The sequence below is a fragment of the Petrotoga sibirica DSM 13575 genome (genome assembly GCF_002924625.1).
Classification (GTDB): Bacteria; Thermotogota; Thermotogae; order Petrotogales; family Petrotogaceae; genus Petrotoga; species Petrotoga sibirica.
Window position 1 is genome coordinate 151,786 of sequence record NZ_JAHC01000016.1, and the last position, 25,044, is coordinate 176,829.

Below are 25,044 nucleotides of genomic sequence, written 5' to 3' on the forward strand. Positions count from 1 at the left end.
GAGCTGTCAAGGAGAGGAAAGTTCGATAATGGTCGGGACGACTGGACTTGAACCAGCGACCTTTGGTTCCCGAAACCAACGCGCTACCAACTGCGCTACGCCCCGAATTCAAATTATTCCATAATCGATTTTATCATATTTTTTAAGCGAAGTGAATAGTAATCAAAAAATTGAGGAATAATCAATTTGTCTAATAAAATCGGTTAAGTTGCTACAAACCCTATATTCGTATATAACTTAACTGTTGCTTTAAAAAAGTTCATTTTATTGTTAATTTTAGGCAAACCTAACTCTTTTAAAAAGTGTTATAATTGAACTGAGATATTCGATGGAGGTGATTATAATTTGCTAATTCCTTTACACAACTTGTTTATTGGGCAAAAGGGTAAGATAGTGAGTTTAAACAATGAAGAAGAAAGTACTAAAAATCGTCTTCTTGCAATGGGAATAACGCCAGGTAAATCTATAGAATTAGCTCATGTTTCTCCTTTTGGGGATCCTTTAGTATTTAAAATTGGAGAAAAAAAGGTAGTTTTAAGAAAAAGCGAAGCTTCTAAGATCTTTGTAGACGTCCCCTACAAAATATTCAATCTTTTGGAAAGTGAAATTGGAAAATATGAAATTATCGATATTAAAGGCGGAAGGAATTTTATAGAAGAAATGAGAAGCATGGGGTTGTATAAAGGAGTTAATATTAATTTAGTTAATAAGCTTGGAAATAGGATAATTATAGAGGTTGATGGAAAGAAATACGAATTGGGAAGGGGAAGAGCTGCCAAGATATTTTGTAAAAAGGTGGAATAATTAATGGATATATCTATTGTAGAAGAATACGTAAGAAAGAATAAAGAAGTAGATATTTCGGAATTAAAAGAGAAATTTCACTTAAATCAAAGTGAATTAAACATTTTGATTCCTTTCTTAAGGTCCATGAATGTTGGAATGGAAAAAATAGACAAAATAGAACCCGTATGCAAAAGTTGCCCATTGACAGATAAATGTGGAAAAGGTTTGTTAAATAACTGTTATTATACTAAATAACTTTACAAAACAAATTTAATAATGGGAGGAGCTTAAATGAGCAAGGATATCCTCAAAGATAAAGTTGAAACAGTTAACAAGGAAGCAGAGATTTCAATCATTGGAAATCCTAACGTTGGTAAGACTTCTCTATTCAACCTTTTGACGGGCACTAAACAATATGTTGCTAATTGGCCAGGGGTTACAGTAGAGAAGAAAGTTGGAAATTTCAAGTATAAAGGAAAAACCTTTAAATTAGTCGATCTTCCAGGTGTTTACACTCTTTCAGCTAAAAGTGAAGACGAGAGAGTTGCTAAGGATTATTTAATAAGTAATAGTTCAGAGATAGTAATTGTCGTAGCTGATGCCTTGAACTTGGAAAGTTCGATGTTTTTATTGTTTGAACTTATAGAAATTGGTATTAAGACTATTTTGGTTATAAACGCTGTAGATGAAGCTCAGGAAAAAGGGAGAATCATCGATCCATCCCCAATTTCCAAAACTTTAAACATCCCTGTCATATTGACTTCCGCCAAGACAGGCGAAGGTAAGGAAGAACTTTTAGAAGAAGCATACAATCTTTCTAAAGAAAAAAATCTTACAAAAAAGAAAATAATGTATCCAGAAGAAATAGAAAATTTTATAGAGTTTTTTCAAGACAAAGTTTCAAAGTATACTAAAATAAGTTCAAAATATCAAAATTATATAGATAGTAGTTGGTTACCAATATACTTTTTAGAGTTTGGAAATGAAGATTTAGAACTTCCCAAAGATTTTTTGGCTGAGTTAAAAGAAAATTTTGATATAGAAGAACTTAAAAACAAATATTTAAATTGGAAGTTTAATTTCATTTCCTATCTAGTTAGTTCCTCTACAATAAAAGAGGGTATAGACTGGTCTCTGAGAGATATTTTAGATCACGTTTTTACCCATAAGGTTTTGGGAATATTGATATATGTCTTTGCTTTGTTTGCAGTGTTTTCTTTAACATTCAGCCTCGCTCAACCATTATCGGATTTGCTGGATTCGGCTTTTACTTTTTTGGGCAATTCTATCAGCGGATTTGTAACTGTTCCTTGGTTGGAATCCCTAATAGTTGATGGTGTTATAGCTGGGGTTGGTGGGGTTTTGATTTTTATTCCACAGATTTTTATCTTATTTTTCTTCTTAGGGTTTTTAGAAGAGTCAGGATATTTGCCAAGGGCAGCCTTTTTAGTTGACAGAATTGCCAGGAATTTCGGATTAAGTGGTAGATCTTTTATGTCTATTATTTTAGGTTTCGGTTGCAATGTTCCAGCCATTATCTCTACTAAATCAATTGCTAATAAAAAAGAAAGATTAGCTTTAATTCTTAGCCTTCCCTTTGCATCGTGTAGTGCAAGGTTACCAGTTTACATACTTTTAATAAGCGCATTCTTTTCAACGCACGCAGCAACTATAATGTTGCTAGTCTATTTATCGAGTATATCTTTAGTCTTACTATCCTCAAAATTTTTACAAAGATTCATTACCCAATCAGAAGATATCCCATTTATCATAGAACTCCCAAGGTTCAGGATGCCTACTTTAAAAAATTTATCAATCTATACATGGAACAAAGGAAAGCACTTTTTGCAAAAAGCCGGAGGCATAATTTTAAAAGCCACCATAGTAATTTGGTTTTTGTCTTTCTTCCCTAACTTTGGAACAGATATAAACAGTAGTTTTGCCGCTTCTATCGGAAGAGTATTCGAACCTTTAACTAATCACTTGGGGTGGGATTGGAGAATAAACACCGGCTTGATTTTTGGTGTCGCTGCCAAAGAAATAGTCGTGTCTTCCTATTCCACAATTTTTAACGTTGGAGAAGGCTCTTTAACCTATGCCTTACAAAATGCGTTAACTCCAGCCTCTGCTTTAGCGCTAATATTCTTCGTTTTGGCTTATATTCCTTGTTTTGCAACGTTGGCCACGATTAAGGCGGAGACAAATGGCTGGAAATGGGTTATCTTTAGTTTTATTTACACCACTGTCGTTGCTTATCTTATAGCTAATGTGGTATTTTTTGTGGGAGGTATTTTCCTATGAAGCACAAAAACTTGACAATTTCTTTGATAGCAATATTATCAATTATTTTCATGTTGTTAAATATACAGAAAAACTTTTTCTACGTCTTTTCATTTTTTGTTATATTCTTAATTTCAATCTATGGTTTTTTTAATGATAATAGAATATGGTATCATAAATCTGCCCATATAATAGTTTCTTCTTTTATCGGCCTATTTCTTTTAGCTTATGAAATCTTGGATATTTTGTTCACTATGCTCGCAGGTGAATTTTCTGAAATAAATTTAAATATTTATGTTATAATCTTTGGTATACTAAGCATAACGATATTCATTTTAGAATTGAGATACCTTAGGAGAAAGAGAAATGAAGCATTGAACAAGGAGGAACGGTAAATGCTAAAAGATCTATTAAATAATGATTTAAAAAAATTTATGAAAGAAAAGAATACCCTTGCTTTAAATGCGGTTAGATCGATAATATCCGAGATTAAAAATAAAGAGGTTGAAAAAGGGGCTGAGTTAACAGAGGAAGAAATAGTCCAGGTGATAAAAAAACAGATAAAAATGAGAAAAGATTCCATTGAACAGTTTGAAAGAGCAGATAGAAACGATCTCGCTGAAAAAGAAAAAAAAGAAGTTGAGATCTTACAAGAATATCTTCCTGAACAACTTTCTGACGAAGAATTGAAAAAAATAATAGAAGAAACTATAAGCGAAGTCAATGCAACATCAAAAAAAGATTTCGGCAAAGTTATGAAATTAGTAATTCAAAAAGTTCAAGGAAGAGCCGATGGAAAGAAAATAAGTGAAATACTGTCGACACTTTTAAATTAGCATATAACTAATATGTGATATAATAACCGTAGAAAGAATTTCTTTGGAGGTGTTTTTTGCAGTGCTCACAATAGTTTATTCGGTATTATTATTAGGAATTTTAGGGTTTGCTTCCGGCACTTTTTTAGCATTTGCTGAAAAAAAATTTGAAGTAAAGGAAGATCCAACAGAAGCCATTATTAAAGCGGTATTGCCAAACAATGATTGTGGATCTTGTGGTTATCCCGGATGTGCAGCCTTCGCCAAGGCATTTATCAAAGGTGAGGTCGGAAAAGACGGTTGTGTCCCTGGCAAATCTCAAGGAACCCCAGAACTTTTGGAGAAAATATCTAAGATGTCTGTTGATGAATTGAACAAAATATATGAGGAAAGTCAGGAAGATGATTCTAAAATATTAAAACTACTAAAGCAGAGTTAAAAGGGGGGATCAACTTGATCGATCCTATATCCTCTCAACAATACAAACCACTTTATTTAAGCAGTTTTGATTACGGAAATAATCAACTTCATAACGCAAATAGTCAAAACATTAATCAGAGTCCCACAATGTCCAAGGAAGAGATGGAAAAACTTTTATCTTTTATAATGTACAAACAAACCGGAATATCGATGAAATTAGTTAGAACCGTTGGTGAGTTGTATCAGGGTCAAAATTTAGATGTTTTAACCTAAGTAAAATTTTCTTAATTGCGGGCCAAGATTGCCCGCAATTTTCAATAAAGGAGGATTTCCCTTGTATCCAAAGGTTTACGCTTACTTAGAAAGGATTCAAGAAAATGCAAAATTTTTAAAATCTTTATGCACTGATTCAGGTGTTGAAATAATAGGTGTCACAAAAGTAGTTTGTGGCGAACCTACAATAGCCCATGCACTTAAAGAATGTGGAATTGAAATACTGGGTGACTCAAGGGTTCAAAACATAAAGAAAATGAGGAATTCTGATATAAAAGGGCCTTTTATGTTACTTAGAATACCTATGATTTCTGAACTTGATGATGTAGCAAAATATGTTGATTATACTTTAATCAGTGACTTAGAGATCAGTAAGAAGTTGGGGAACGTTTCTTCTAAATTCAATAAGAGATCTAAAGTCATCTATATGGTTGACGTTGGAGATCTAAGGGAAGGAGTTTGGTTTGAAAAAGCTGTTTCTGAGATTTCAAAAGCCATTGATATAGAAGGAATAGAGGTTGTTGGAATAGGTACAAACTTAGGATGTTTTGGTGGAGTAATCCCTGATGAAACTAATATGGAAAGGCTCGTGAAAATAAAAGAAGAAATCCAAAGAGAAACTGGGAAAACTCTAGAAATAATTTCCGGTGGAAACACCGCTGCCTTACCTTTAATTGAAAAAGGAAGTTTACCAAAGGGCGTAAACCAATATAGATTAGGGGAATCGATCATCTGTGGAACGGACGCAACTAACAACCGCAACGTTCCAGGTACAAGGCAGGATACGATAATATTGGAAGCAGAAATTGTGGAATTAAAAGAAAAACCTTCTGTCCCGTATGGCAACATTGGTTATGATGCGTTTGGTCGTAAACCAAAATTTAAAGACAAAGGTAATAGAATAAAAGGCATTTTAGCCGTGGGAGAGCAAGATGTTGACCCTACAAGCATGTATCCCTTGGATAAAAATATTGAAATACTCCATGCGAGTAGTGATCATACAATCGTAGACTTAACTGAGTCTAAAGTGAGTTATAAAGTAGGAGATAAGATAAGATCTAGGCTAGGTTACTCCTCTGTTTTGAGGGCCTTCACAAGTCCTTATGTTGAAAAGGTGATACTTTAATGTTTGCTTTTGTAAACACTCTTTTTGTAATATCAATGATCCTTTTTATTATTTCAACGATGTTCTTATGGAGATCTGCTAAAATGATAAGAAATGGCAGTAAAAGGTCTGACGAAGACGTAAAAAAAATGGACAAAAAGGGACTGTTAGGTCTTTTAATAAGTGTTGGAATTTTTGTTCTATCTTATTTTTTGAGCTTATTAGTTTGATCGAGGTGTATACAAATGGAAATTACTTCTTTTACCCCTCCTAATAGTAAAGAAGCCGAGGAGTCGGTCATAGGTAGCATCTTTTTAGATCCTTCTATACTTCCTGATGTGATCGAAGAGGTAAGATGGGAAGATTTCTATTACGAAAATAATAAAATAATATTTAAAGTTATGGAAGAACTTTTCGACAAAGGGGAACCTGTCGACACCGTATCTGTTATCGAAAAATTAAGAGAATCCAATCTTTTGCAGAAAATCGGTGGAGAAGATACAATAATTTATTTGGCTCAGGTTGTCCCAACAACGGCTAATGTGATGTATTATACCCAAATTGTAAAAGAGAAAGCCCTTTTAAGAGCTTTAATTAACGCATCTTCAGAGATAGTCGATGCCGTAAGAAATATTGGAGATGCTCAAGAAGTTTTAGAGTATGCTGAAAAAAGAATATTTTCCATAGCCGAAGCCCGTGCTACAAGAACGTATGATCTTTTATCTAACGTAATGCATGATGTTTTTGAACAGATAGAAGAGTTGAAAAACAGGGCTCAAAAAGGCGAGGGAGATCTTGTTACGGGGGTTTCTACTGGATTCAAATCTTTAGATAGGATGACTTCAGGATTTCATAGGTCTGAGTTAATTATCATCGCCGCTAGACCATCCATGGGTAAAACGTCTTTTGCCGCGAATATTGCAACTAACATGGCTTTACAGTCAAATATTGCCGTAGCAATCTTCAGTTTGGAAATGTCGAAAGAACAGTTAGCTAACAGAATTTTATGTTCTGAGGCAAAGGTAGATTTACACAAGGTTAGAACCGGACAAATTTCTGATGAAGAGTGGGAAAAATTAGTGCAAAAAGCAGGAGAATTATCAAAGTCAAGGCTTATCTTTGACGACGAACCAGATTTAACTCCTAGAATGCTGAGGGCTAAAGCAAGGAGAATGAAAAGAGAATATGGTATAGAAGTAATTTTCATCGATTATTTACAATTAATGACTTCTCGATCGAAAGGTTATGAGAGCAGGCAACAAGAGATAACAGAGATATCAAGATCCTTGAAACTGCTCGCTAGAGAGTTAAATATCACCGTTGTTGCTTTGTCCCAACTTTCCCGTGCAGTTGAACAAAGAGAAGATAAAAGGCCTCGATTAAGTGATCTCAGAGAATCTGGAGCAATTGAACAGGATGCGGATCTCGTTATGTTTTTGTATAGAGATTCATATTATAAAAGAAAAAAAGATGAGTCCGGAAAAGATTCTTTAAATGATGAACATGAAGCAGAACTGATTTTAGGTAAACAAAGAAACGGACCGGTTGGAACCATAAAACTAACTTTCAATCCTAAACTTGCAACTTTTTACGCCGCTGATAGAGGATATCAGTAAGTTTAAAAATAAGATTCTGATTTAAAAGGGTTGAAGGGGCGCTGAAATAAGCTTTAGCTTTTTTAAAAAGTGGACGATGTTTTTAGAAACAAGATTTTGATTTAAAAGGGTTACAGGGCGGAGCCCTCCCACCTCTCTCCGACGGTTGGGGCAAGATGCATTAAATGAGTTTTAGCTTTTTTAAAAAGAGGAATAATATATTGAATGGAGGTAAAATATGGATGAAAATAACTTAGAAAAACAAATATTGGAAATAATAGATAAAAAGTCAACGATACAAAAAGAATTATATGAAAATCTAAATGCATTTCAAAAATCAGAAAAGACTAAAATTAGAAGAATACTAAAAAAACTCCTAAGTGAAGGAAAAATAATTAAAGATTCACAAAACAGATACAGAAAATTAGACGAAAACATGGCTGTTGGAACTATCGAATTCACAAAGAGTGGGAACATGGCTTTTGTGCAATGCCAAGATGGAAGCGAAATTGCTGTGAAGGTTGAAAATTCTGGAATCAGTTTGCATAAAGATTTAGTTTTGGTTGAAATAATAGGTAAATGGCGTGATTTAAAAGAAGGTAGAGTAGTTAGAATATTAAAAAGAGGGTTAAAATATGTGGTGGGTGAGTTTGTAAGAAAGGGGATCTTTGGATTCGTTATACCCATTGATGGAAAAATAAACACGGATTTTTACGTAGCCCCAGAAGGTATAGGAAAAGTTAAAAATGGACAAATAGTGAAAGCCCAGATAACAAAATATCAATCTCCTACGAAAAATCCTGAGGTCAAGATAGTAGATGTCCTTGGGGACAAAGATGATCCTTCCATAGATTTGCCTGTAGTGATCTTCAAGCACGATTTACCTGAGCCAGGTTATTTCCCTCCAAAAGTCTTACAAGAGGCTAAAGAACTTCCAAATAGACTTTCTGAAAATGAAATTAAGGGAAGAAAAGATTTTAGAGAAGAAACTATATTTACTATCGATGGTGATACGGCAAAAGATTTTGATGATGCCGTTGGTATAAAAAAGTTAGATAACGGCAATTATTTACTCGGGGTACATATAGCAGATGTATCTCATTATGTAAGAAATAACAGTGCTCTTGATAGAGAGGCCTACAAACGCGGTACAAGCGTTTACTTAATCGACACCGTTATTCCCATGCTTCCATTTGAGTTATCCAACTGGATATGTTCTTTGGTTGAAGATGAAGATAGATTGACAATGTCCCTACTAATGGAAATTGACCCTTATGGAAACTTGGTAAACTCAAAAATATACAACGGAGTGATAAGAAGTACCAAAAGATTGACCTATAGAAAAGTTAATGAACTCCTATCTGACAATTGTAGTGAAGAAGTAAAAAAAGAAATAGGATTTTTAAAGCCAGATCTTGAGATGATGAAAGAACTGATGGAAATACTTGGTGCAAAAAGAAAAGAAAGAGGTTCGATAATCGACATTGAAAGCAACGAAGTATACTTTGAATTCGATGAAAAGGGCTATGTAAAGGATATCATCCCTGTGGAAAGAGGCATATCGGAAGAAATGATCGAAGAGTTCATGGTTTTGGCCAATGAAACAGTTGCTTCATACTTTGATGTTCAAGGCTTACCTTTTATATATAGAATCCACGAAAATCCGGATCCTGATGTATTGCTTCAGTTGCGAAATTATCTGGATATTTTGGGAATAAATGTAAAGTTTCCTCAAAATATTCATCCAAAGGTCCTACAGGAAATATTGGAAAAAACAAAGAACCATCCTTTAAGTAAAAATATTCAGATGATGCTTGTTAGGTCTATGAAGAGGGCGTTGTACTCTGAGGAAAACGTGGGACATTTTGGTCTTGCTTCATCATCCTATACACATTTCACATCACCAATAAGAAGATACCCTGACTTAGTGGTTCACAGATTGTTGAAAGAGTTTATAAAACACAAAGGAACCCTTTCAAAGAAAGAAATAAAGAAGTATTCTGAAATGCTTCCTAAAATAGCTAAAAATTCTTCTGAAATGGAAAGGGTCGCAGACCAAGCTGAGTGGGATCTAATAGATATGAAAAAAGTTGAATACATTTCAAGACATATAGGAGAAGTCTTTTGGGTTTACATAACAGGCGTCACACGATTTGGCTTATTCGTTGAAATACCTCAAAAGATGATAAGTGGATTGATACATATATCAGAGCTGAGTGGTGATTATTACATCTACGATGAACGTGACAATACGTTGAAAGGTGAAAGAACTGGCAATGTTTATAGGATCGGAGATAAGTTACAAGCCAAAGTGGTAAGAGCGGATAAAATCGGAACTGAAGTAGATTTTGTCCCGTATACGGAAGATGATTTTGAAAAGTTGAAAAAAGAACATCCTCATGCTAAAATAAAAGTTAACAAAAAAAATAAGAAAAAAAGGAAAAAATCCTAATTCATTTCCAAATCTCTGGTTCAACCTGTAGATCGACGTTGTATTTGTCTTTTACAATGCGTTTTACATACTCAATTAATAAAATTACATCCTTGAAAGTAGCGTTACCTTTGTTGATTATGAAACCTGCATGTTTTGTTGATATTTGAGCTTCGCCTATCGAAAAGCCTTTCAATCCTAAATTTTCTATCGTAGTACCCACAAAAAAATCTGGTTTTGGTCGTTTGAATATGCTTCCCGCAGATGGTAAATCGATAGGCTGTTTTTCCCATCTGCGGGTTGAAAAATCTATCAATTTACTTTTGATCCTTTTAAGCTCATCTTTTTTTAGTAAGAATTTAGTGGATAACAGAATGAAAGAACCTTCCTGGAGAATGCTGGTTCTATAACCAAACTCTAAATCACCTTTATTTAAAGTCTTTACTTTTCCATCCCTTAAATCGTATACCGTTGTTTCCAAAACAATATCCTTCATCTCACCCCCGTAAGCCCCTGCATTCATGTAAACGCCTCCGCCTACACTTCCTGGAATGCCGCATGCAAATTCAAGTCCAGAATATCCATCTTCCGAAAGCAAAAAAGAAAGAGCAGATAAAGACGCCCCGCTCTGTGCTTCCACAATCAAATCGATATTATTTTTTTCTTCAAAATTCATTTTATTTATGTATTTTGTGGAAAGTACAACAAATTTTAAGGGTTCGTCACTTACGATCAGGTTGGTTCCTTGACCTATAATTTTGAAGGGGATTTCTCTTCTGACTAATTCTGATAAAGCATTCACAAAAGAACTTAAAGTTTTTGGGAATAAGATATAAGGAACAGGTCCTCCTATTCTAAAACTTGTATAATATTTGAGAAATTCATTTTGTCTAACTTCACATCCATCTGCGTATAAACTAAGTTTAAGATCTTCTGAAATCATTGAATACTCCTATAAATTAGGCGAACTCTTCTTTATAATCCGAATTCAATTTTTCTAACCACTCTGGTTCCTTTCCATAACCGAACTTATCCATTAAATCCCCACAATGTTTTTGAAGTATACGTGCCCTTTTTTTATTCCAATTTTTCCAATGAGGTATCTTATACTTATCCGATGCAGAGTTTATTTTCTTCTTAAGAAAAGAAGGTTCAAAAGCATAATTTCTGCTGAATCCATCATCAAACTTCGTGGAAAATTCTAATAGATCAATAAAATTCTCTTCTTTTTTCTCACCGAGGAATAGGTCTTCGTATCGATATAATTTGAAATTATTTTTATTTTTCATAGATTCTAATACCAACGTATTCAGTTTATTATAATACCAGGCAAACTTTTCAAATTTGCTCATGCTATTCCATTTCATCGAGTAGGGATCGTCTTTGAAATGGAAGGCTCTCATACTCATTCCTAAAAATGAAAAATCAACTTTACTATATAGCAAATAAACGGGGGAACTTATGGCTGAACGGATCCATGTTCTTGGATCCCTTATAATAAAAACGATTTTACTATTAGGAAAAACATCTCCCAATAGGTCTATAACTCCGTGAAGATGGTTACTTGATTCGACGTACAAGCTTTCCTTTGTCTCTTCCAAAATCTGTTTTCTTAAGCCTTTTATATACTCTTTAGTTTTTTCGTCGGTTATTTTGCCCTTCCTCCTGTAAGTGCTCAACTTGCACATGGATTTGGAAGGCAAAAACTGCCCTACGGTCATTTGATAAAAGCCGAACCTTTTTATATCGTTTCCCCATTTTTTAAGATCTTTAATGAACACATTTGCAGGTTCATGGACCGCATAACAATCTTCAACCATTTTTGATAAACTTTTTGCAAGAAATCTCGTGCCTGTTCTTCCGGTTGAAGTGATAAACACACAATGTTTATCAAAAACTTTATTCATGTCAACTCCTCCTTCCACAATTACAGGGCTCCCTCTCTTTTTAACGATTCTCTTAAGGATTCAGGACCTTTATATAGTATACCTTTAATCCCCAATTCTTCAGCAGCATGTATATTTTCAACAATATCATCTACAAAAAAGGTTTCTTCTGGGTTCAAATTATATCTATTAAGTAAAAGTTGATAAATTTCCTTTTCGGGTTTCAATAGTTTCTCTTTGTATGAAATAACCATTCCGTCAAAAGTATCGAAAAATGAGTATTTACCTCTTATATAATTGAAGGCATCTTCATGAAAATTAGACAAGATGAAAAGTTTGTTGTTTTCTTTCAATTTAGGTAGAATTTCTATGTTTTCAATTATGGGATGAAGATAATTCTTCCATTCTTTAAGCAATATATTGATTTCCTCTTTTAAATCAGGATTTTTCTCGCGGAAAATCTTTTTTGCTTCCTCAAAAGACAAGGTCCCCCTATCTAATTCCTTCCATATGATTGTTTTAAAAACAGCCTCTTTCAATTTTCTATTTATAGTTGGATCTTTGAAAAGATCATCTAAAATCTCTTCTGGATCGAATTTAAAAAGGACATTCCCCAAATCAAAAACGATATTTCTCAAAAAGATTCCTCCCACTTTACTTGCACTCTGTCAATAAATTTTATCACAAAAATATTAAAACGATAAAAACAAAGATAAAGAAAGATATTTTTTACCATTAAAAGCTCCATATTTCTTCAAAGGTATGCGGGGTTTCACAATATTCACATATTAACTCATTCTCTTCGTTTCTAATGAAAGAAACCTGTACGTTTTCATTGTTTTGAGGATTTGTTATACAGTTTTCATTTTTACATCTTAACTCTTCGAAACCGTATATAATAGGGGGTAAAGAAATCCTGTATTTTTCTTTGACTCTTCCACCTTCAATAATATTTACAGTTGTATTTGGAGATATAGCTGAAAGCTTTTTTATATCTTTCTTTGATAGATGAACGTCTGGCAAACTAATGTAACCCTTTAATCTACCGTCGGCCGATCTAAATATTCCGTCTGCACTATCAATATTATAAAACTTTAAAATCTTCCTTATTTTCATGATCGTCTCGTATATCTTTTCTGGGTTTTGCCCCTTGGCTATGTGATCGATTACCGTTCCATTTTCAATCGGCTTGATCCCTCTTTTCCCCTCACTCAACAACCCTTTTTTACCATCCTTTATCGGGGCAGGGATAATGAAATCCTCTTCATTAATTTCAAGATTTTTTCTTGAGGTATCAAAGGGGGCTGTCAAAGCTCCACCAAACATAGAAAGTAAGATTATCCTTGTCCAATATCCGTTAATTGCCTGTTTTTCCCAGCCGTTAAGCGGTAAGGAGTCTAAGAAGGTTGGAATAGTAGGGTAAGTTTTGTGACGAGGAAGGGGGTGATAAAATTTAACGTTTTCGGAGATAAGAGGGAGAAATTCTTTTGTAAAAGTCACACTTTTTCTCAAAATATGCTCTTTTTCTAGAATATCTTCACCCATTCGTTCTAATTGAAGCCTTGTGAAATACCAAATATTTGCTTTTTTGCTCTGTTTTAGATACTCTTCTATAGACGAGAAAATTCTAACATTGTACCCTTTTTGCTTCATTTTACTTATATAGTGTTTTGGCATCTGTAATTCTTCCGGCGCTATCAAATCAACCTCCACATTTTTAAATATTTTTAAACCTTCCACTTTGGAATGGACCGTTCTTCCATGAAGAAGATCCCCAATAAGGGCTATATGAATATACTCGTTGCTGAAATCCATCTGTTCTAAAAATGTGAATTCATCTAAAATCTCTTGAGTAGGATGTTCATGTTTACCATCTCCAGCATTTATAAAAGAAGGATGTGGTAGGTTATGCCTTGAAGCAAATTCTGATACCTTTTCATCTAGTAGCTTACATGTACCTTCTAATTTAGATCTGATAATGAATATAGAATAATCTGAATAGCCTGTTAGCATATTGAAGGTATCTATATAACTTTCATTTTTATTAAACGAGGAATGTTCCGATTCGAAGATGTTGATTTTAGCGTTTTTGTGGAATTTAGAAGCGTTAACGAAGGATTCTTTGGTTCTGGTACTTGGTTCGAGGAATACTATATAAATACCTGTTTGATTCTTTATTTGAAACTCAGTAAGCTCTTCTTTGTTTGCCCATTTCGTTTTTAGCCTCTTTGTTTGGTTGTAAAGAAATAACTGCTCTTCAACCGTTAAATCATTCATAACCGTTAAACTTCTCCCTAAAAAATCATTTTTCATATGAATCCCTCCCAAAAAATTCTTTTAGCTATCTTTAGAAATTCTAAAGGGCCTCAATTTCTAATGAGTCTATATAAATTTACTTTTTGTATTATACCATTTTTTTGTGATATAAACAATATTGACAAATACAATATACGGTCGTATGATAAAGATATAGCACAACTAATAGAGTAATTCCCTCTCATGACAACAAAAGACGAATTACAAGAAATGAAATCTATTATACCAGATGATTTAAAATACTCAAATTGGATGTATAATGAATACAGATGGGAAGCGTTTGCTGCAGTATGCAAACTATATTTTTTTACAGTCTTGTGCAAAAAACTTTGATTTTGAACATGGGATCTTAAGGGGTTTACCCCTTAACGTCCGGGTGAAGGGGAGCTAAAGCAGATTGCATGTAACTTAGAATGATGGAGGTATTTTAAAAATTTTTGGATTCTAGAAGTATGGTTTAAAGTAGGTTCCAGAGTTTCTAAAAACACTAAATCAAATACAAAAATGGAGGTAAAATTATGAAACTCGTCAGATTTCAAAAAGATGGAAAAATAAGTTACGGCGTATTGGAAGAAAACATAATAAAAGTTATTAACGGAGATATCTTTGAGGATTTTACAGTTACCAATAATATCTATCCCCTCACTGAAGTTACATTAAAGGCTCCTTGTAATCCTAGCAAGATCGTTTGTGTCGGCTTAAACTATCGAGATCATGCGGAAGAAATGAAGGACAGAATTCCAGAAGAACCGGTTCTCTTCATAAAGCCATCCACGGCTGTGATTGGGCCAAAAGAGAGTATTATATACCCAAAAATGAGCAATCAAGTAGATTATGAGGCAGAACTTGCGGTTGTGATTAAAGACAAAATCAAAGACATTGAAGAAGACCAAGTAAAAGAACATATCCTAGGATATACTTGCTTTAACGATGTTACCGCTAGGGATTTGCAGAAGAAAGATGGACAGTGGACACGAGCAAAATCCTTTGATACTTTTGCGCCCTTTGGTCCCACAATTGTAACGGATATTGATCCAAGTAACCTAAATATCCAACTTTTACTCAATGACCAAATCAAGCAAAACTCAAATACTAACCAATTGATCTTTTCTGTGGAAAAACTCGTAAGTTTCATATCAAAAATAATGACCCTAAATCCGGGCGATGTAATTGCTACAGGCACACCTTCAGGTGTGGGACCGATGAATGTTGGAGATAAAGTGGCAGTTAAAATAGAAAAAATAGGTATACTAGAAAATTTTGTTAGAGACTCCACATCTATGCACTGATTATAGACACAGTGAACAGACGATCTCATTCATCTAAATATCCCAAATTTTTCAATCGTTTTTTGATAGCTTTTATTTCCTCTTCAGTTAGTGTTTCAATTTGGTTAGTGGATTTATTATCCTTTTTGGTTTGCTGGATTCCTTCAGAGGACACCAAATCTCTAAGCACAGACACAACAAACTCTGTAACACTGGAATAACCAGTGTTTTCTATTATGGATTTAAGTTTATCGTACAATGGCTTTGGTATTTTTAAGGTCACCTTATCAGACATAAAAACCACGCTCCAAATGTATTCTTTTAAATGTATTATATCATGTAGTTTTTGATTAAACAACGTTTTTTCTTTTTGAAAGATCTTAGTGTTATTATTTGTCTATAGCTTCTTTTAAAGGAGTGTCTTAATGAGCAAAAAAATCGTAATAATCGGATTAGACTGTGCTTCACCAAATTTGGTCTTTGATGAGTTTTTTGATGATTTACCTAATTTAAGAAAAATTATGAAAAATGGAGTGTATAATGAATTAGAGTCTACTATCCCTCCAATAACCGTCCCCGCCTGGATGAGCATGTTCACAGGTAAAGATCCTGGTGAACTTGGAATATATGGTTTCACAAATAGACGCACTTATGATTACCACTCTTTCTCATTGGTTTCTTCAAAAAGCGTGAAATATAAAAAATTATGGGATATTTTCACCGAAAAGGGCAAACAAAACATCGTGATTGGCGTACCTTTGACTTACCCTCCTTCTCCCTTGAAAGGACATATGATTACTGGATTTTTAACACCTTCTTTTGAATCTACTTATACTTATCCAAAACATTTAAAAAATGAATTGGCAGCCACTACAGGACATTTTATTTTTGATGTAAATGATTTTAGAACCGAAGATAAAGAAAGATTGTTAAAAGATATCTACGATATGACGAATAATCATTTTAAAATTGCGAATTATTTAGCAAAAAACAAACCGTGGGATTTATTTGTAATGGTTGAAATGGGAATAGACAGAATTCACCATGGATTTTGGGCTTTGCACGATAAAAATCATCCAAAACATGTAAATAGCAAATTTAATTCAGCTATTAGAGATTATTATATTCATTTAGACAACAAGATAGGAGAATTTTTGAATGGTATTCAAGGCGATTTCGACGTTATAATAGTATCCGATCACGGCATAAAACCCATGTACGGTGGCATAGCCATTAACGATTGGCTCATTAAGAAAGGGTATTTGGTTTTAAAGGAGTATCCAAAAAATCCCGTTTCTATAAATAAATTGATAAGAGAAAAAAAGATAGATTGGAGTAAAACCAAGGTGTGGGGAAATGGTGGCTACCATGGCAAGCTATTTTTTAACATAAAAGGCAGGGAGCCTTTGGGGGTGATTGGAAAAAATGAATTAGATGATTTCAAAACTAAACTGATAAAAGAGCTGAAAGATATCAAGAATGAAGATGGTAATGAGATGAATACCAAGGTCTACGAAGCTGAAAAAATTTATAATAAAGTAAAAAATATTCCTCCAGATTTGATTATTTACTTTGATGATCTATCTTGGAGATGTCAAGGTAGCCTTGGTAATAAAAGCATTTATACACACGACAACGACATCGGCCCCGACGATGCTAATCACGACAGATCCGGGATTTTTATAAGCAGCAACAAAATTCTAAAAATCAACAAAATTACCGATTTTTTTAATTCGATACTTTATAATTATCTGTCTGATTGAAATTAAAATACGATCATTCTAATGCTTAGAAAAGTAATAATACAACCAAGAGAAATCATCAACACTTTAGCAGGAATTTTCTTGGTTATCAAAGCAGCAATAGGAGCCGCTAAACTTCCCCCAATGATTAATCCAATAATAACGCTCCAATTGAATTGTGACAGCAAGGCTATGAATGCCATAACTTCAGAAATAGTGACAAAAAACTCAGCAGCGTTTACTGAACCTATAGTCTTTCTTGGATTCTTTCCATCAGAAACTAACGTTGTTGTGACGATAGGTCCCCATCCACCACCTCCAATGGCATCAAAAAAACCTCCTAAAAGACCTAAGACAGAGTAATGCCTCCTTCTCGTAATTTTCTCCTCTGAGTGTTTATGCATGCTGGTAACTTTGTACAATATTCTTATCCCCATAATCAATAAATAGATACCAATGAACGGTTTGATTTTGTTACCGTCAATATTTGTTAAGATATAAGCCCCTAAAACTCCTCCTATTACACCAGGTATTAAAAGTTTCTTGAAGAGGTTCTTATCAACGTTACCAAGTTTCAGATGAGAAAATCCTGATAAAAATGTTGTGAAAATCTCTGCAAAATGAACTGAAGCACTTGAGATAGCAGGGGGTACGCCAACAGATAACAATAAAGCATTTGAAATAGTACCATAAGCCATTCCCAAAGCCCCATCTAAAACTTGGGCAAGAAATCCCACTATTATAAAAAACCATAAAGTCTCCAACTCTATCCCTCCATCCCTTCCTTAATACTCCTTCTTGAGTATTATACTCCAATTAGAGTGTGGAGTCAAGTAAACTTTTGATTTTCTTTTGACTCACTAAAATTCTTGCGAAGCCTAAATTGATCTTCTGGGTGGGGATGGGACAAAGGAGGCGCTAAGCAAGTTTTAGAATTTTTAAAGACGATATAAATAATTTTCTAAAAATGATGTAAAATATATAATGAAAAGGTAATATTTGCAATAATTAATTTATTTTTTTTATATTACATATCCACACGGAAAAATATAATATGGAGGTGGTCATATGGTTAAGATAGCGGTGGTTGGAGCGGGTAATGGAGGTCAGGCATTAGCGGGATATTTAGCCATGAAAGGGTTCGATGTATCTCTCTTTAATAGATCAAAAAGAAGAATATCTCCCATCATAGATTCACATTCAATAAAAATAGAAGGTCAAGTAGTTGGTGAGTATCATATATCTTTTGCCACAACAAATATGGAAGAAGCAATAAAAGGAAGAAAGTTAATTATGGTAGTTGTTCCGGCCTTTGCGCATAAAGAGATAGCAAAGAGGATGGCCCCATATTTAGAAGATGGCCAAATAATAGTTTTAAATCCTGGTAGAACAGGTGGTGCACTAGAATTCAAAAATGTATTGAAAGAAGAGAACGTGAAAAAAGACGTTATACTAGCCGAAGCTCAAACTTTCATTTTTGCCTCAAGAATGTCCAATCCTGGAGTAGCTAAAGTGTTTAGAATAAAAAATGCCGTTCCTGTTTCTGCACTACCCGCCACCAGAAATGAAGAATTAGAAGAAGTACTGTGTAATGCAATACCAGAGTTTGAAATAGTTAAGAATGTAATTTACACAAGTTTTAACAATATTGGCGTTGTTTTTCACCCGGCAACATTAATACTGAATGCAGCAAGGGTTGAAACAATGGCAGGAAAGTTTGAATTCTACTTCGAAGGGATCTCCCCTTCTGTAGCAAAAGTTTTGGAAAATATAGATGAAGAAAGATGTAAGGTTATGGAGCTTTTTAATGCGGAACCTATGACAGCAAAGGATTGGCTAAACTATGCATACGATGTAAGAGGAAACTCTTTATACGAAGCTATTAGAAACAATGTTGGTTATAGAGGCATATATGCACCCCCAACGTTGGATAATAGGTATATTCTGGAAGATCTTCCAATGAGTCTTGTACCCATCTCATCTTTTGGAGAAGAATATGGTGTGAAAACACCTGTAATTGATTCTATCATAAATCTTGCTAATATAATGATGGAAAAAAATTTCTGGAAAGAAGGTAGAACCGTAAAAGATTTAGGTTTAGAAGGAATGAGCATAGAAGACATAATAAGACTTGTTGAGGAGGGAGAATCATGAAAAGGATTCTTGGTGCTTCTATGGGAAGTGACGTACATACAGCAGGAATATTAAACTTTTTGGAATTAGCTCGAAATGAAGGGTATGAGGTTATTTACTTAGGTGGAGCTGTCCCAATTGAGAAAATTATTAAAAAGGTAGAGGAAGAATCCCCAGATATTGTTTCAATAAGTTACCGTTTGGGAGCTGACGCCTTCGAAAATCTTATAAAAGAATTTATAGAAAAGGCAAAAAAATTAAAAAATTATGAAAAGATTGATTTTATCTTCGGAGGAACGATTGAAACCTCACAGGTTGCAAGAAAATACAACTTCTTTAAAAAAATCTTTGATGGTTCAGAGGAAGAAGAAGATGTCGTTTTATTTTTAAGAGGTCAAATAAAATATAAACAAGAGGAAAATTTCCCCTCTACCTTAGCCGAAAGGATTGAATTTAAATCCCCATATCCGCTAATTAGGCACCATATTGGACTTCAAACAATGGAAGAAACCATTGAGGAGATAAAAAAACTTGCAGAATCCGAACTTTTGGATATCATCTCTTTGGCACCCGATCAAAACTGCCAACAATACTTTTTCGAGCAAGAAAAGATGGACCCCAACCAGGACGGAGCAGGAGGAGCACCCATTAGAAATGAAAAAGACTTTGTTGCCATGTATGAGGCAAGTAGAAGAGGCAATTATCCTTTAGTAAGATGTTACTCTGGAACCAACCACATGGTCGAATTTTCGCAAGTTCTAAAAAGAACTGTCAACAACGCATGGGCAGCGATACCCATATTTTGGTATTCTGAAATTGATAGAAGGTCTGAAAGGAACTTATTAGATGCGATAAAAGAAAATATGGAAGGAATAAAGTGGAACGCAGAGAACGGTATCCCGGTAGAAATTAACGACGCTCACCAATGGGAACTAAGATACGCCCACGACATTTTAGCAGTCGCAACTACTTATTTAGCTGCTTATGTAGCTAAAAAACTTGGGGTAAGATGGTATGTTCAACAATATATGATGAACACTCCCCCAAAGTTATCTCCAAAGATGGATATAGCTAAGTCTTTAGCCAAATTAGAACTGGTGGAAACGCTAAAAGATGAAACCTTTACACCTTACAGGATGGTAAGAACTGGACTTCTTTCTTTTCCAGCCGACCCCAACAGCGCTATGGGACAACTTGTTTCTTCTATGTTTTATTCATCTTACTTGCAACCACATATAATCCACGTAGTAGCGTACTGTGAGGCGATGAAAAGGGCAACTTCAAAAGAAATAATAGAAAGTGTAAAAATGGTAAAAAGGGCGAACTCTTTGGCATCTCGAGGCTTACCTGATTTTGCCAGCGATCCTGAGATCAAAGAAAGGGTAAATTTATTGAAAGAAGAAGCTATGGTCATAATAGAAAAAATTAAAAGTATCTCCCCTCAAAAAGAGGATCCTTTGGCTGACCCAGAAACTCTCTATTTAGCGGTAAAAGAAGGAATTTTAGATGCAGTTGGGTTACAAGGCAACTCTGCTGCCAAAGGGGAAATAAAATCGGCTGTAATTAACGGAGCTTACGAAGCTGTGAAAGAGAACGGTGAAGTGCTGAGAGAAGCTGAAAGACTCTTTGGAAGACAGTAAATGGTACTTTATATCTTCACGCTAATCTCCTATCCAAGTTTATCTAAGAGAGGAGTGTAAAAAAATTAGCAGGAACATTAGGAGCTGACAAAAATGGATACTTTAGTTAAATGTATTGAAGATCTTCGTATGAAACTGAATAGGTACCGAAAGCATGGTCTTAAAGAATATCCAACGCGAACAATATTTATAGATCAATTACTCGAAGCTCTCGGGTGGGATATAAGAGATCCGGATGAAGTGGAACTTGAGTATTCCACTATTGATGGAAAGTCTGTTGACTATGCTGCCAAAATAAACCGCAGGCTTGTCTTATTCATTGAAGCGAAAGCCTTAAATGATCCACTTACAGATGTCAAAGCTATTACTCAGGTAGTTGGTTACGCTGCCAATGCGGGTGTGGAATGGTGTATCCTTACCAATGGTATTAACTATAAGGTTTACCATAGTACCGAAAAGACAGAGGCCCCGGAAAAACTACTTTTTGAAATTTCTCTTGATCCAAAAGAAACAGAAGGAATGTCGATTCAACAAGTTGCAGAACAATTTGCACGTTTCTCACGTGATTCAATGGCTAAAGGTGTGCTTGATGAGATTGGTGAACAAATCTTTACAACAGGAAAGATAAGAAAAGCTTTAGATAAACTCTTTATGGATCCTCCAAACACATTAATTAAGGTTATACGCTCAACCCTGGAGGACGACTCCATCAAACCAGCTCAAATCAAGAAAGCCCTCAAGACGCTTTGGTCCCAACCATCGGAAACAGAAATACCTTCAACTTATAGATATACTAAAAAGCCAGTTCCTTCATCAGAATCTAAAGTAAAAGAGTATAATGAAGAGCATCACTTAAATGGAAAACCGCAAGAAGTCGTAGAATTATTTAAGACACTTGATAAATTTTGTAGAGAACTTGATCCAAAAATAGTTCAAAGAGAAACCCTTAAACACTATATAAAATACAAACATGGTAATAACATTTTTTGTTGTGTTCGTATTCATAAAAGTGGACTTCGTGTTTTGTTAAAGTTGAATTATTCGGATTTAGAGAGTCCAGCTGAATATGTTCGTGATGTATCAAATATTGGGCACTTGGGAGTTGGAGATTTTGAGTTAACAATCGATAGTCTTCAAAGATTTCAAAATGCCAAAAGCCTAATACAAAAATCATTTGAAAGGAACAAATCAAAATGACTTGTAAAAGGTATTTAGTCTGTCCAATGAAAAAATATTATGATAAAGGGCAGAATATTTTCTTTATAGTGCAAGATGTGACTTAAAGTAAAAAATTAAAAACTGTTTACTGAGCAAAAGACTTTAGAACTGTTTTTCTTAAAAGATATGCAATCAGAAATATTAGAAACAGTGTCAGGACTATCATTGGGCCTGATGGAACGTTTAAGTAATAAGATAAAAAAATACCCAGAACAGATGAAAAAACACCGACTATTACAGATATTATCAGCATTTGGTTTATACTTTTTGCATAAAGCTTTGCTATAACACCAGGGGTTATAAGTAGAGAAGTTATCAGTATGATCCCTATTATTTTAACGGAAACAACTATTGTAACGGACGTGATCATTAAAAATACTAAATTTATTATGTTTGTAGGTACTCCAAATATTTTACTTAATCTTTGATTGAATGAGTAATATTTAAGTTCCTTGTTTAAGAAAATAACCATAGAAAGAATAAATAAGTCAAAAATTCCCAATAAAATCAAATCTTGTTGAGTTATCATTAATACGTCCCCAAATAGAAAACTGTCTATTTCAGGGACGTATCCTTTTTTGAATGAAAGTAAAATTACCCCTATAGCCATAGAAAGCGATAAGAGCATTCCTATCACACTATTTTCTTGTACCCCTTCTTTTTTACCCAGTTGGTTTATAGCTATTGCAAATATGATGGCGACTATTATAGACAATAAATTCATATTCAATCCAAAGAAAAGTGCGAAAGCTATGGCACCAAACGCCACATGGGCGGCTCCATTTCCAATAAACTCCATCTTTTTTAGGACTATGAAATTTGATAGCAACGCACTACCAAAACCTGAAAGAATAGCACCAATTAAGGCGTATCTCATAAAAGGATAACTTAGAATGTCAATCATCTTTATTGCTAACCACCTTCATCTTTTCATTGACGTGGATAAACAATTCAAAGTCTTTAGAGTACAAAGTTCGCAAATCATTGATATCAAGATCAGCAGTGTTTTTATGACAGTGCAATGTTTTGTTCATACACATAATTTTGTTTGTTTCTTTGAAAATCATGTTCAAATCGTGACTTATTAAAATTATACTCATGTTTCTATCATGCTTGAGATCTCTAAGAGTTCTATACAATATATTTTGTCCTTCTTTATCGATATTGGCTTCAGGTTCGTCCAGTATTAATATATCAGGATCGGAAACTAAAGCCCTTGCCATCATCAACCTTCTATACTCTCCTCCAGATAATTTCCCTACTAGCCTGTTGTATAAATGGTCAATTTGTAGAAGTTTGAGAGTTTCTCTAACTTTTTCATAATGTTCTTCTTTAAACCTCTTAAACGGACCAACTTCACTGTATAAACCCATTAAAGCAACTTCATATACCTTGATAGGGAAATCTCTTTCTTTTTCTTCCGATTGTGGAACATACCCAATTTTCCCGTTTATCTTTATTTCTCCTGTATAATCTTCGATTTCTCTGATTAGAGTTTTTATTAAGGTTGATTTACCAGCTCCGTTAGGTCCTATTATCCCTACAAAGTCTCCTCTGTATATATCAAAAGATATATTGATCAGTATATTGTTATTTTCAGCTGAATAATTCAAATCTTTAACGGATATTAATGGGTCAGTAGCCATAATTCACCACCCGGATGATTTCAAATAAGTTGTATACGTATAGAGATTCTAAATCGAAAACACCTTCTACACTTCCTAAAGGGTCCAAAACCCCTATACTTAAATTCAAGTTTTCAGCTACGACACTCACAGCCTTGTCGCTGAGCTGAGGTTCATTGAAAATAGCTTTTACGTTTTTCTCTTTAGCAACATTAGTTAATTCAACTAACTGCTTTGGAGTTGGTTCGACCCCAGGAGAGAGTTGAATTACACCAGCAATGTTTATATCGTACCTTCTTGCGAAATAATCGTAGGCGTTATGACGCGTAAATATTGAACCATCGATGACCTTCGCTTTTTCAACAAGGTAGTTATCAAGCAAAATCAATCTGTTTATATATCTTTCAGCGTTTTGGGCGTAGTAATCTTTATTCGCAGGATCTAATTCTCCAAAAACCTCTGCCAAGCCTGGAATGATGTAGGTATACATAATATATGGATCTAACCAAATGTGCGGGTTGTATGCAAACTCTCCATGGTCATGATCTTCGTCAGTCCCGTTCATACTTATAAGTTCTTCAACTGGGATGTAATCCGACACTTGAATTATTTTCACGCCCTGCTTTTCCAGATTCTTGGTTAGATTAGAGATAAAAATTTCTAAAGCTAAACCATTTGTAATTAAAACATCAGATTCGTACAAAGGCACTAGTTCTTTTGGTGTTGGCGAGTATGTGTGTGGGCTCTTTCCTGGAGGAACGACAAGGTTCACTTGACCTTTTTCTTGAATTATTTCTTTACTTACATAGTAATAGGGTAGTATCGACGTTGAAACGTTTATAGCGAATACTAAAAATGAAACTAATAAGACAATGGTTGTTAAGATTGTTTTCTTCATGCCTTCTCTCACCTACTTTTTTATATTTAGTAATACTTTGAACGATTTTTACTGATTGAGATGACCATATTGACCGTCTTCGGTAATCTTCTGACATTCTTTACATATTCCTTCAAAATAAAGCGTATGAGTCAAAACTTTGAAGCCTAATCTTTCTTTTATATACTTACTCATCTGCTCAGAATAACATAGATCAAACCTTTCAAACTTCTTACATTCTGTACAGTATATGAAATGAAAATGCCCTTTTCCCTTAAAAAAATATTTGATTTTGTCTGAAAAAACGATGGATTTAATGTCTCCATTTGATTCATAATTTTTCAAGTTTCTGTAAATCGTGGATTTATCGTAATCTTCGTTGAGCTTTTCATAAATTTGTTCGGCGTTGAGTGGATAATCATACTCTTCTAAAATACCTAAAATGTCTCTGCGAGCTTTTGTGTTTCTCATATAAAGTTCACCTCTTGGGATAAACATGAATGATGTTAAACTGTTAAAAGCATAAATGCAAACGATTTGTTTTTGCAATTAATTTGCACAAATATTATATAGTAAAAACTTTAAAATGTCAAGTTTTTTTATGGTATAATCTAAAAAACTAAACATGGTCTTT

26 protein-coding genes and 1 tRNA gene are annotated in these 25,044 nt (G+C 34.2%); 16 read left to right on the top strand and 11 right to left on the bottom strand.

Annotation, left to right across the window (positions count from 1 at the left end; translation table 11 throughout):
- Window positions 1-29: 29 nt before the first annotated feature.
- Window positions 30-105 (bottom strand) — tRNA-Pro (locus AA80_RS04295).
- 240 nt (window positions 106-345) lie between these two features.
- Between AA80_RS04295 and AA80_RS04300 the strand changes: the two genes are divergently transcribed.
- From AA80_RS04300 to rnr, 11 genes are all read left to right on the top strand, one after another.
- The gene (locus AA80_RS04300; RefSeq protein WP_103876583.1) at window positions 346-804 is read left to right on the top strand and encodes a FeoA family protein; all 459 of its coding nucleotides are present in this window, start codon (window positions 346-348) and stop codon (window positions 802-804) included.
- Between the two features lie 3 nt (window positions 805-807).
- Entirely contained in the window at window positions 808-1,041 is a 234-nt protein-coding gene (locus AA80_RS04305; RefSeq protein ID WP_103876584.1) for a hypothetical protein, read from the top strand.
- A gap of 36 nt (window positions 1,042-1,077) precedes the next feature.
- Window positions 1,078-3,087, top strand: coding sequence for a ferrous iron transport protein B (feoB, locus tag AA80_RS04310; protein ID WP_103876585.1), 2,010 nt, complete (start codon window positions 1,078-1,080; stop codon window positions 3,085-3,087).
- Window positions 3,084-3,461 (top strand): hypothetical protein, encoded by a 378-nt coding sequence (locus AA80_RS04315; RefSeq protein ID WP_103876586.1) that lies wholly within the window; start codon window positions 3,084-3,086, stop codon window positions 3,459-3,461. Before feoB ends, AA80_RS04315 begins: the two co-directional genes overlap by 4 nt.
- Window positions 3,462-3,902, top strand: coding sequence for a GatB/YqeY domain-containing protein (locus AA80_RS04320; RefSeq protein WP_103876587.1), 441 nt, complete (start codon window positions 3,462-3,464; stop codon window positions 3,900-3,902). It abuts the gene before it with no gap.
- Window positions 3,903-3,963: 61 nt separating this feature from the next.
- Entirely contained in the window at window positions 3,964-4,320 is a 357-nt protein-coding gene (locus AA80_RS04325) for an RnfABCDGE type electron transport complex subunit B (RefSeq protein ID WP_103876588.1), read from the top strand.
- A gap of 14 nt (window positions 4,321-4,334) precedes the next feature.
- Window positions 4,335-4,574: a hypothetical protein gene (locus AA80_RS04330; protein ID WP_103876589.1), complete on the top strand. Its 240-nt coding sequence runs from the start codon at window positions 4,335-4,337 to the stop codon at window positions 4,572-4,574.
- 61 nt (window positions 4,575-4,635) lie between these two features.
- Complete coding sequence (locus AA80_RS04335) at window positions 4,636-5,700, top strand: alanine/ornithine racemase family PLP-dependent enzyme (protein WP_103876590.1); 1,065 nt, start codon at window positions 4,636-4,638, stop codon at window positions 5,698-5,700.
- Window positions 5,700-5,909 (top strand): hypothetical protein, encoded by a 210-nt coding sequence (locus tag AA80_RS04340; RefSeq protein ID WP_103876591.1) that lies wholly within the window; start codon window positions 5,700-5,702, stop codon window positions 5,907-5,909. Before AA80_RS04335 ends, AA80_RS04340 begins: the two co-directional genes overlap by 1 nt.
- A 15-nt stretch (window positions 5,910-5,924) precedes the next feature.
- Window positions 5,925-7,295 (top strand): replicative DNA helicase, encoded by a 1,371-nt coding sequence (dnaB, locus tag AA80_RS04345; protein WP_103876592.1) that lies wholly within the window; start codon window positions 5,925-5,927, stop codon window positions 7,293-7,295.
- Window positions 7,296-7,512: 217 nt separating this feature from the next.
- Window positions 7,513-9,726 carry a ribonuclease R gene (gene rnr, locus AA80_RS04350; RefSeq protein WP_103876593.1) on the top strand — a complete coding sequence of 738 codons (2,214 nt, stop codon included), beginning with the start codon at window positions 7,513-7,515 and terminating at the stop codon, window positions 9,724-9,726.
- A 1-nt stretch (window position 9,727) separates the two neighbouring features.
- Here rnr and murB read toward each other — a convergent pair whose 3' ends face one another.
- From murB to AA80_RS04370, 4 genes are all read right to left on the bottom strand, one after another.
- Entirely contained in the window at window positions 9,728-10,648 is a 921-nt protein-coding gene (gene murB / locus AA80_RS04355) for a UDP-N-acetylmuramate dehydrogenase (RefSeq protein WP_103876594.1), read from the bottom strand.
- 16 nt (window positions 10,649-10,664) lie between these two features.
- Window positions 10,665-11,612 carry a sulfotransferase gene (locus AA80_RS04360; RefSeq protein WP_103876595.1) on the bottom strand — a complete coding sequence of 316 codons (948 nt, stop codon included), beginning with the start codon at window positions 11,610-11,612 and terminating at the stop codon, window positions 10,665-10,667.
- A gap of 20 nt (window positions 11,613-11,632) precedes the next feature.
- Window positions 11,633-12,229, bottom strand: coding sequence for an HAD family hydrolase (locus AA80_RS04365; protein ID WP_208317036.1), 597 nt, complete (start codon window positions 12,227-12,229; stop codon window positions 11,633-11,635).
- A 97-nt stretch (window positions 12,230-12,326) separates the two neighbouring features.
- Window positions 12,327-13,904 carry a bifunctional aspartate carbamoyltransferase catalytic subunit/aspartate carbamoyltransferase regulatory subunit gene (locus AA80_RS04370; protein WP_103876596.1) on the bottom strand — a complete coding sequence of 526 codons (1,578 nt, stop codon included), beginning with the start codon at window positions 13,902-13,904 and terminating at the stop codon, window positions 12,327-12,329.
- Window positions 13,905-14,425: 521 nt separating this feature from the next.
- On the opposite strand from AA80_RS04370, the gene AA80_RS04375 reads away from it, so the two are divergent.
- Window positions 14,426-15,196: a fumarylacetoacetate hydrolase family protein gene (locus AA80_RS04375; RefSeq protein WP_103876597.1), complete on the top strand. Its 771-nt coding sequence runs from the start codon at window positions 14,426-14,428 to the stop codon at window positions 15,194-15,196.
- 25 nt (window positions 15,197-15,221) lie between these two features.
- Here AA80_RS04375 and AA80_RS04380 read toward each other — a convergent pair whose 3' ends face one another.
- Window positions 15,222-15,470, bottom strand: a complete 249-nt coding sequence (locus AA80_RS04380; protein ID WP_243830521.1) for a CopG family transcriptional regulator — start codon at window positions 15,468-15,470, stop codon at window positions 15,222-15,224.
- 130 nt (window positions 15,471-15,600) lie between these two features.
- Here AA80_RS04380 and AA80_RS04385 point away from each other — a divergent pair, with 130 nt between their 5' ends.
- Window positions 15,601-16,938, top strand: a complete 1,338-nt coding sequence (locus AA80_RS04385; protein ID WP_103876598.1) for an alkaline phosphatase family protein — start codon at window positions 15,601-15,603, stop codon at window positions 16,936-16,938.
- Between the two features lie 2 nt (window positions 16,939-16,940).
- Here the strand turns inward: AA80_RS04385 and AA80_RS04390 are convergent, their stop codons facing one another.
- Complete coding sequence (locus tag AA80_RS04390; protein WP_103876599.1) at window positions 16,941-17,681, bottom strand: sulfite exporter TauE/SafE family protein; 741 nt, start codon at window positions 17,679-17,681, stop codon at window positions 16,941-16,943.
- 304 nt (window positions 17,682-17,985) lie between these two features.
- Between AA80_RS04390 and AA80_RS04395 the strand changes: the two genes are divergently transcribed.
- The 3 genes from AA80_RS04395 to AA80_RS04405 all read left to right on the top strand — a co-directional run bounded on the left by AA80_RS04395 (window position 17,986) and on the right by AA80_RS04405 (window position 21,887).
- Window positions 17,986-19,071: an NAD/NADP-dependent octopine/nopaline dehydrogenase family protein gene (locus AA80_RS04395; RefSeq protein WP_103876600.1), complete on the top strand. Its 1,086-nt coding sequence runs from the start codon at window positions 17,986-17,988 to the stop codon at window positions 19,069-19,071.
- Window positions 19,068-20,690: a cobalamin-dependent protein gene (locus tag AA80_RS04400; protein WP_103876601.1), complete on the top strand. Its 1,623-nt coding sequence runs from the start codon at window positions 19,068-19,070 to the stop codon at window positions 20,688-20,690. Before AA80_RS04395 ends, AA80_RS04400 begins: the two co-directional genes overlap by 4 nt.
- A 93-nt stretch (window positions 20,691-20,783) precedes the next feature.
- Entirely contained in the window at window positions 20,784-21,887 is a 1,104-nt protein-coding gene (locus AA80_RS04405; protein WP_103876602.1) for a DUF5655 domain-containing protein, read from the top strand.
- A gap of 106 nt (window positions 21,888-21,993) precedes the next feature.
- Here the strand turns inward: AA80_RS04405 and AA80_RS04410 are convergent, their stop codons facing one another.
- From AA80_RS04410 to AA80_RS04425, 4 genes are read right to left on the bottom strand one after another with little or no spacing between them, the layout of a single operon-like run.
- A complete protein-coding gene (locus AA80_RS04410; RefSeq protein WP_103876603.1) occupies window positions 21,994-22,812 on the bottom strand; it encodes a metal ABC transporter permease in 819 nt (272 codons plus the stop codon).
- A complete protein-coding gene (locus AA80_RS04415; protein WP_103876604.1) occupies window positions 22,805-23,554 on the bottom strand; it encodes a metal ABC transporter ATP-binding protein in 750 nt (249 codons plus the stop codon). Before AA80_RS04415 ends, AA80_RS04410 begins: the two co-directional genes overlap by 8 nt.
- Window positions 23,544-24,431: a metal ABC transporter substrate-binding protein gene (locus AA80_RS04420; RefSeq protein ID WP_103876605.1), complete on the bottom strand. Its 888-nt coding sequence runs from the start codon at window positions 24,429-24,431 to the stop codon at window positions 23,544-23,546. Before AA80_RS04420 ends, AA80_RS04415 begins: the two co-directional genes overlap by 11 nt.
- A 48-nt stretch (window positions 24,432-24,479) precedes the next feature.
- Window positions 24,480-24,881 (bottom strand): Fur family transcriptional regulator, encoded by a 402-nt coding sequence (locus tag AA80_RS04425; protein ID WP_103876606.1) that lies wholly within the window; start codon window positions 24,879-24,881, stop codon window positions 24,480-24,482.
- Window positions 24,882-25,044 lie beyond the last annotated feature (163 nt).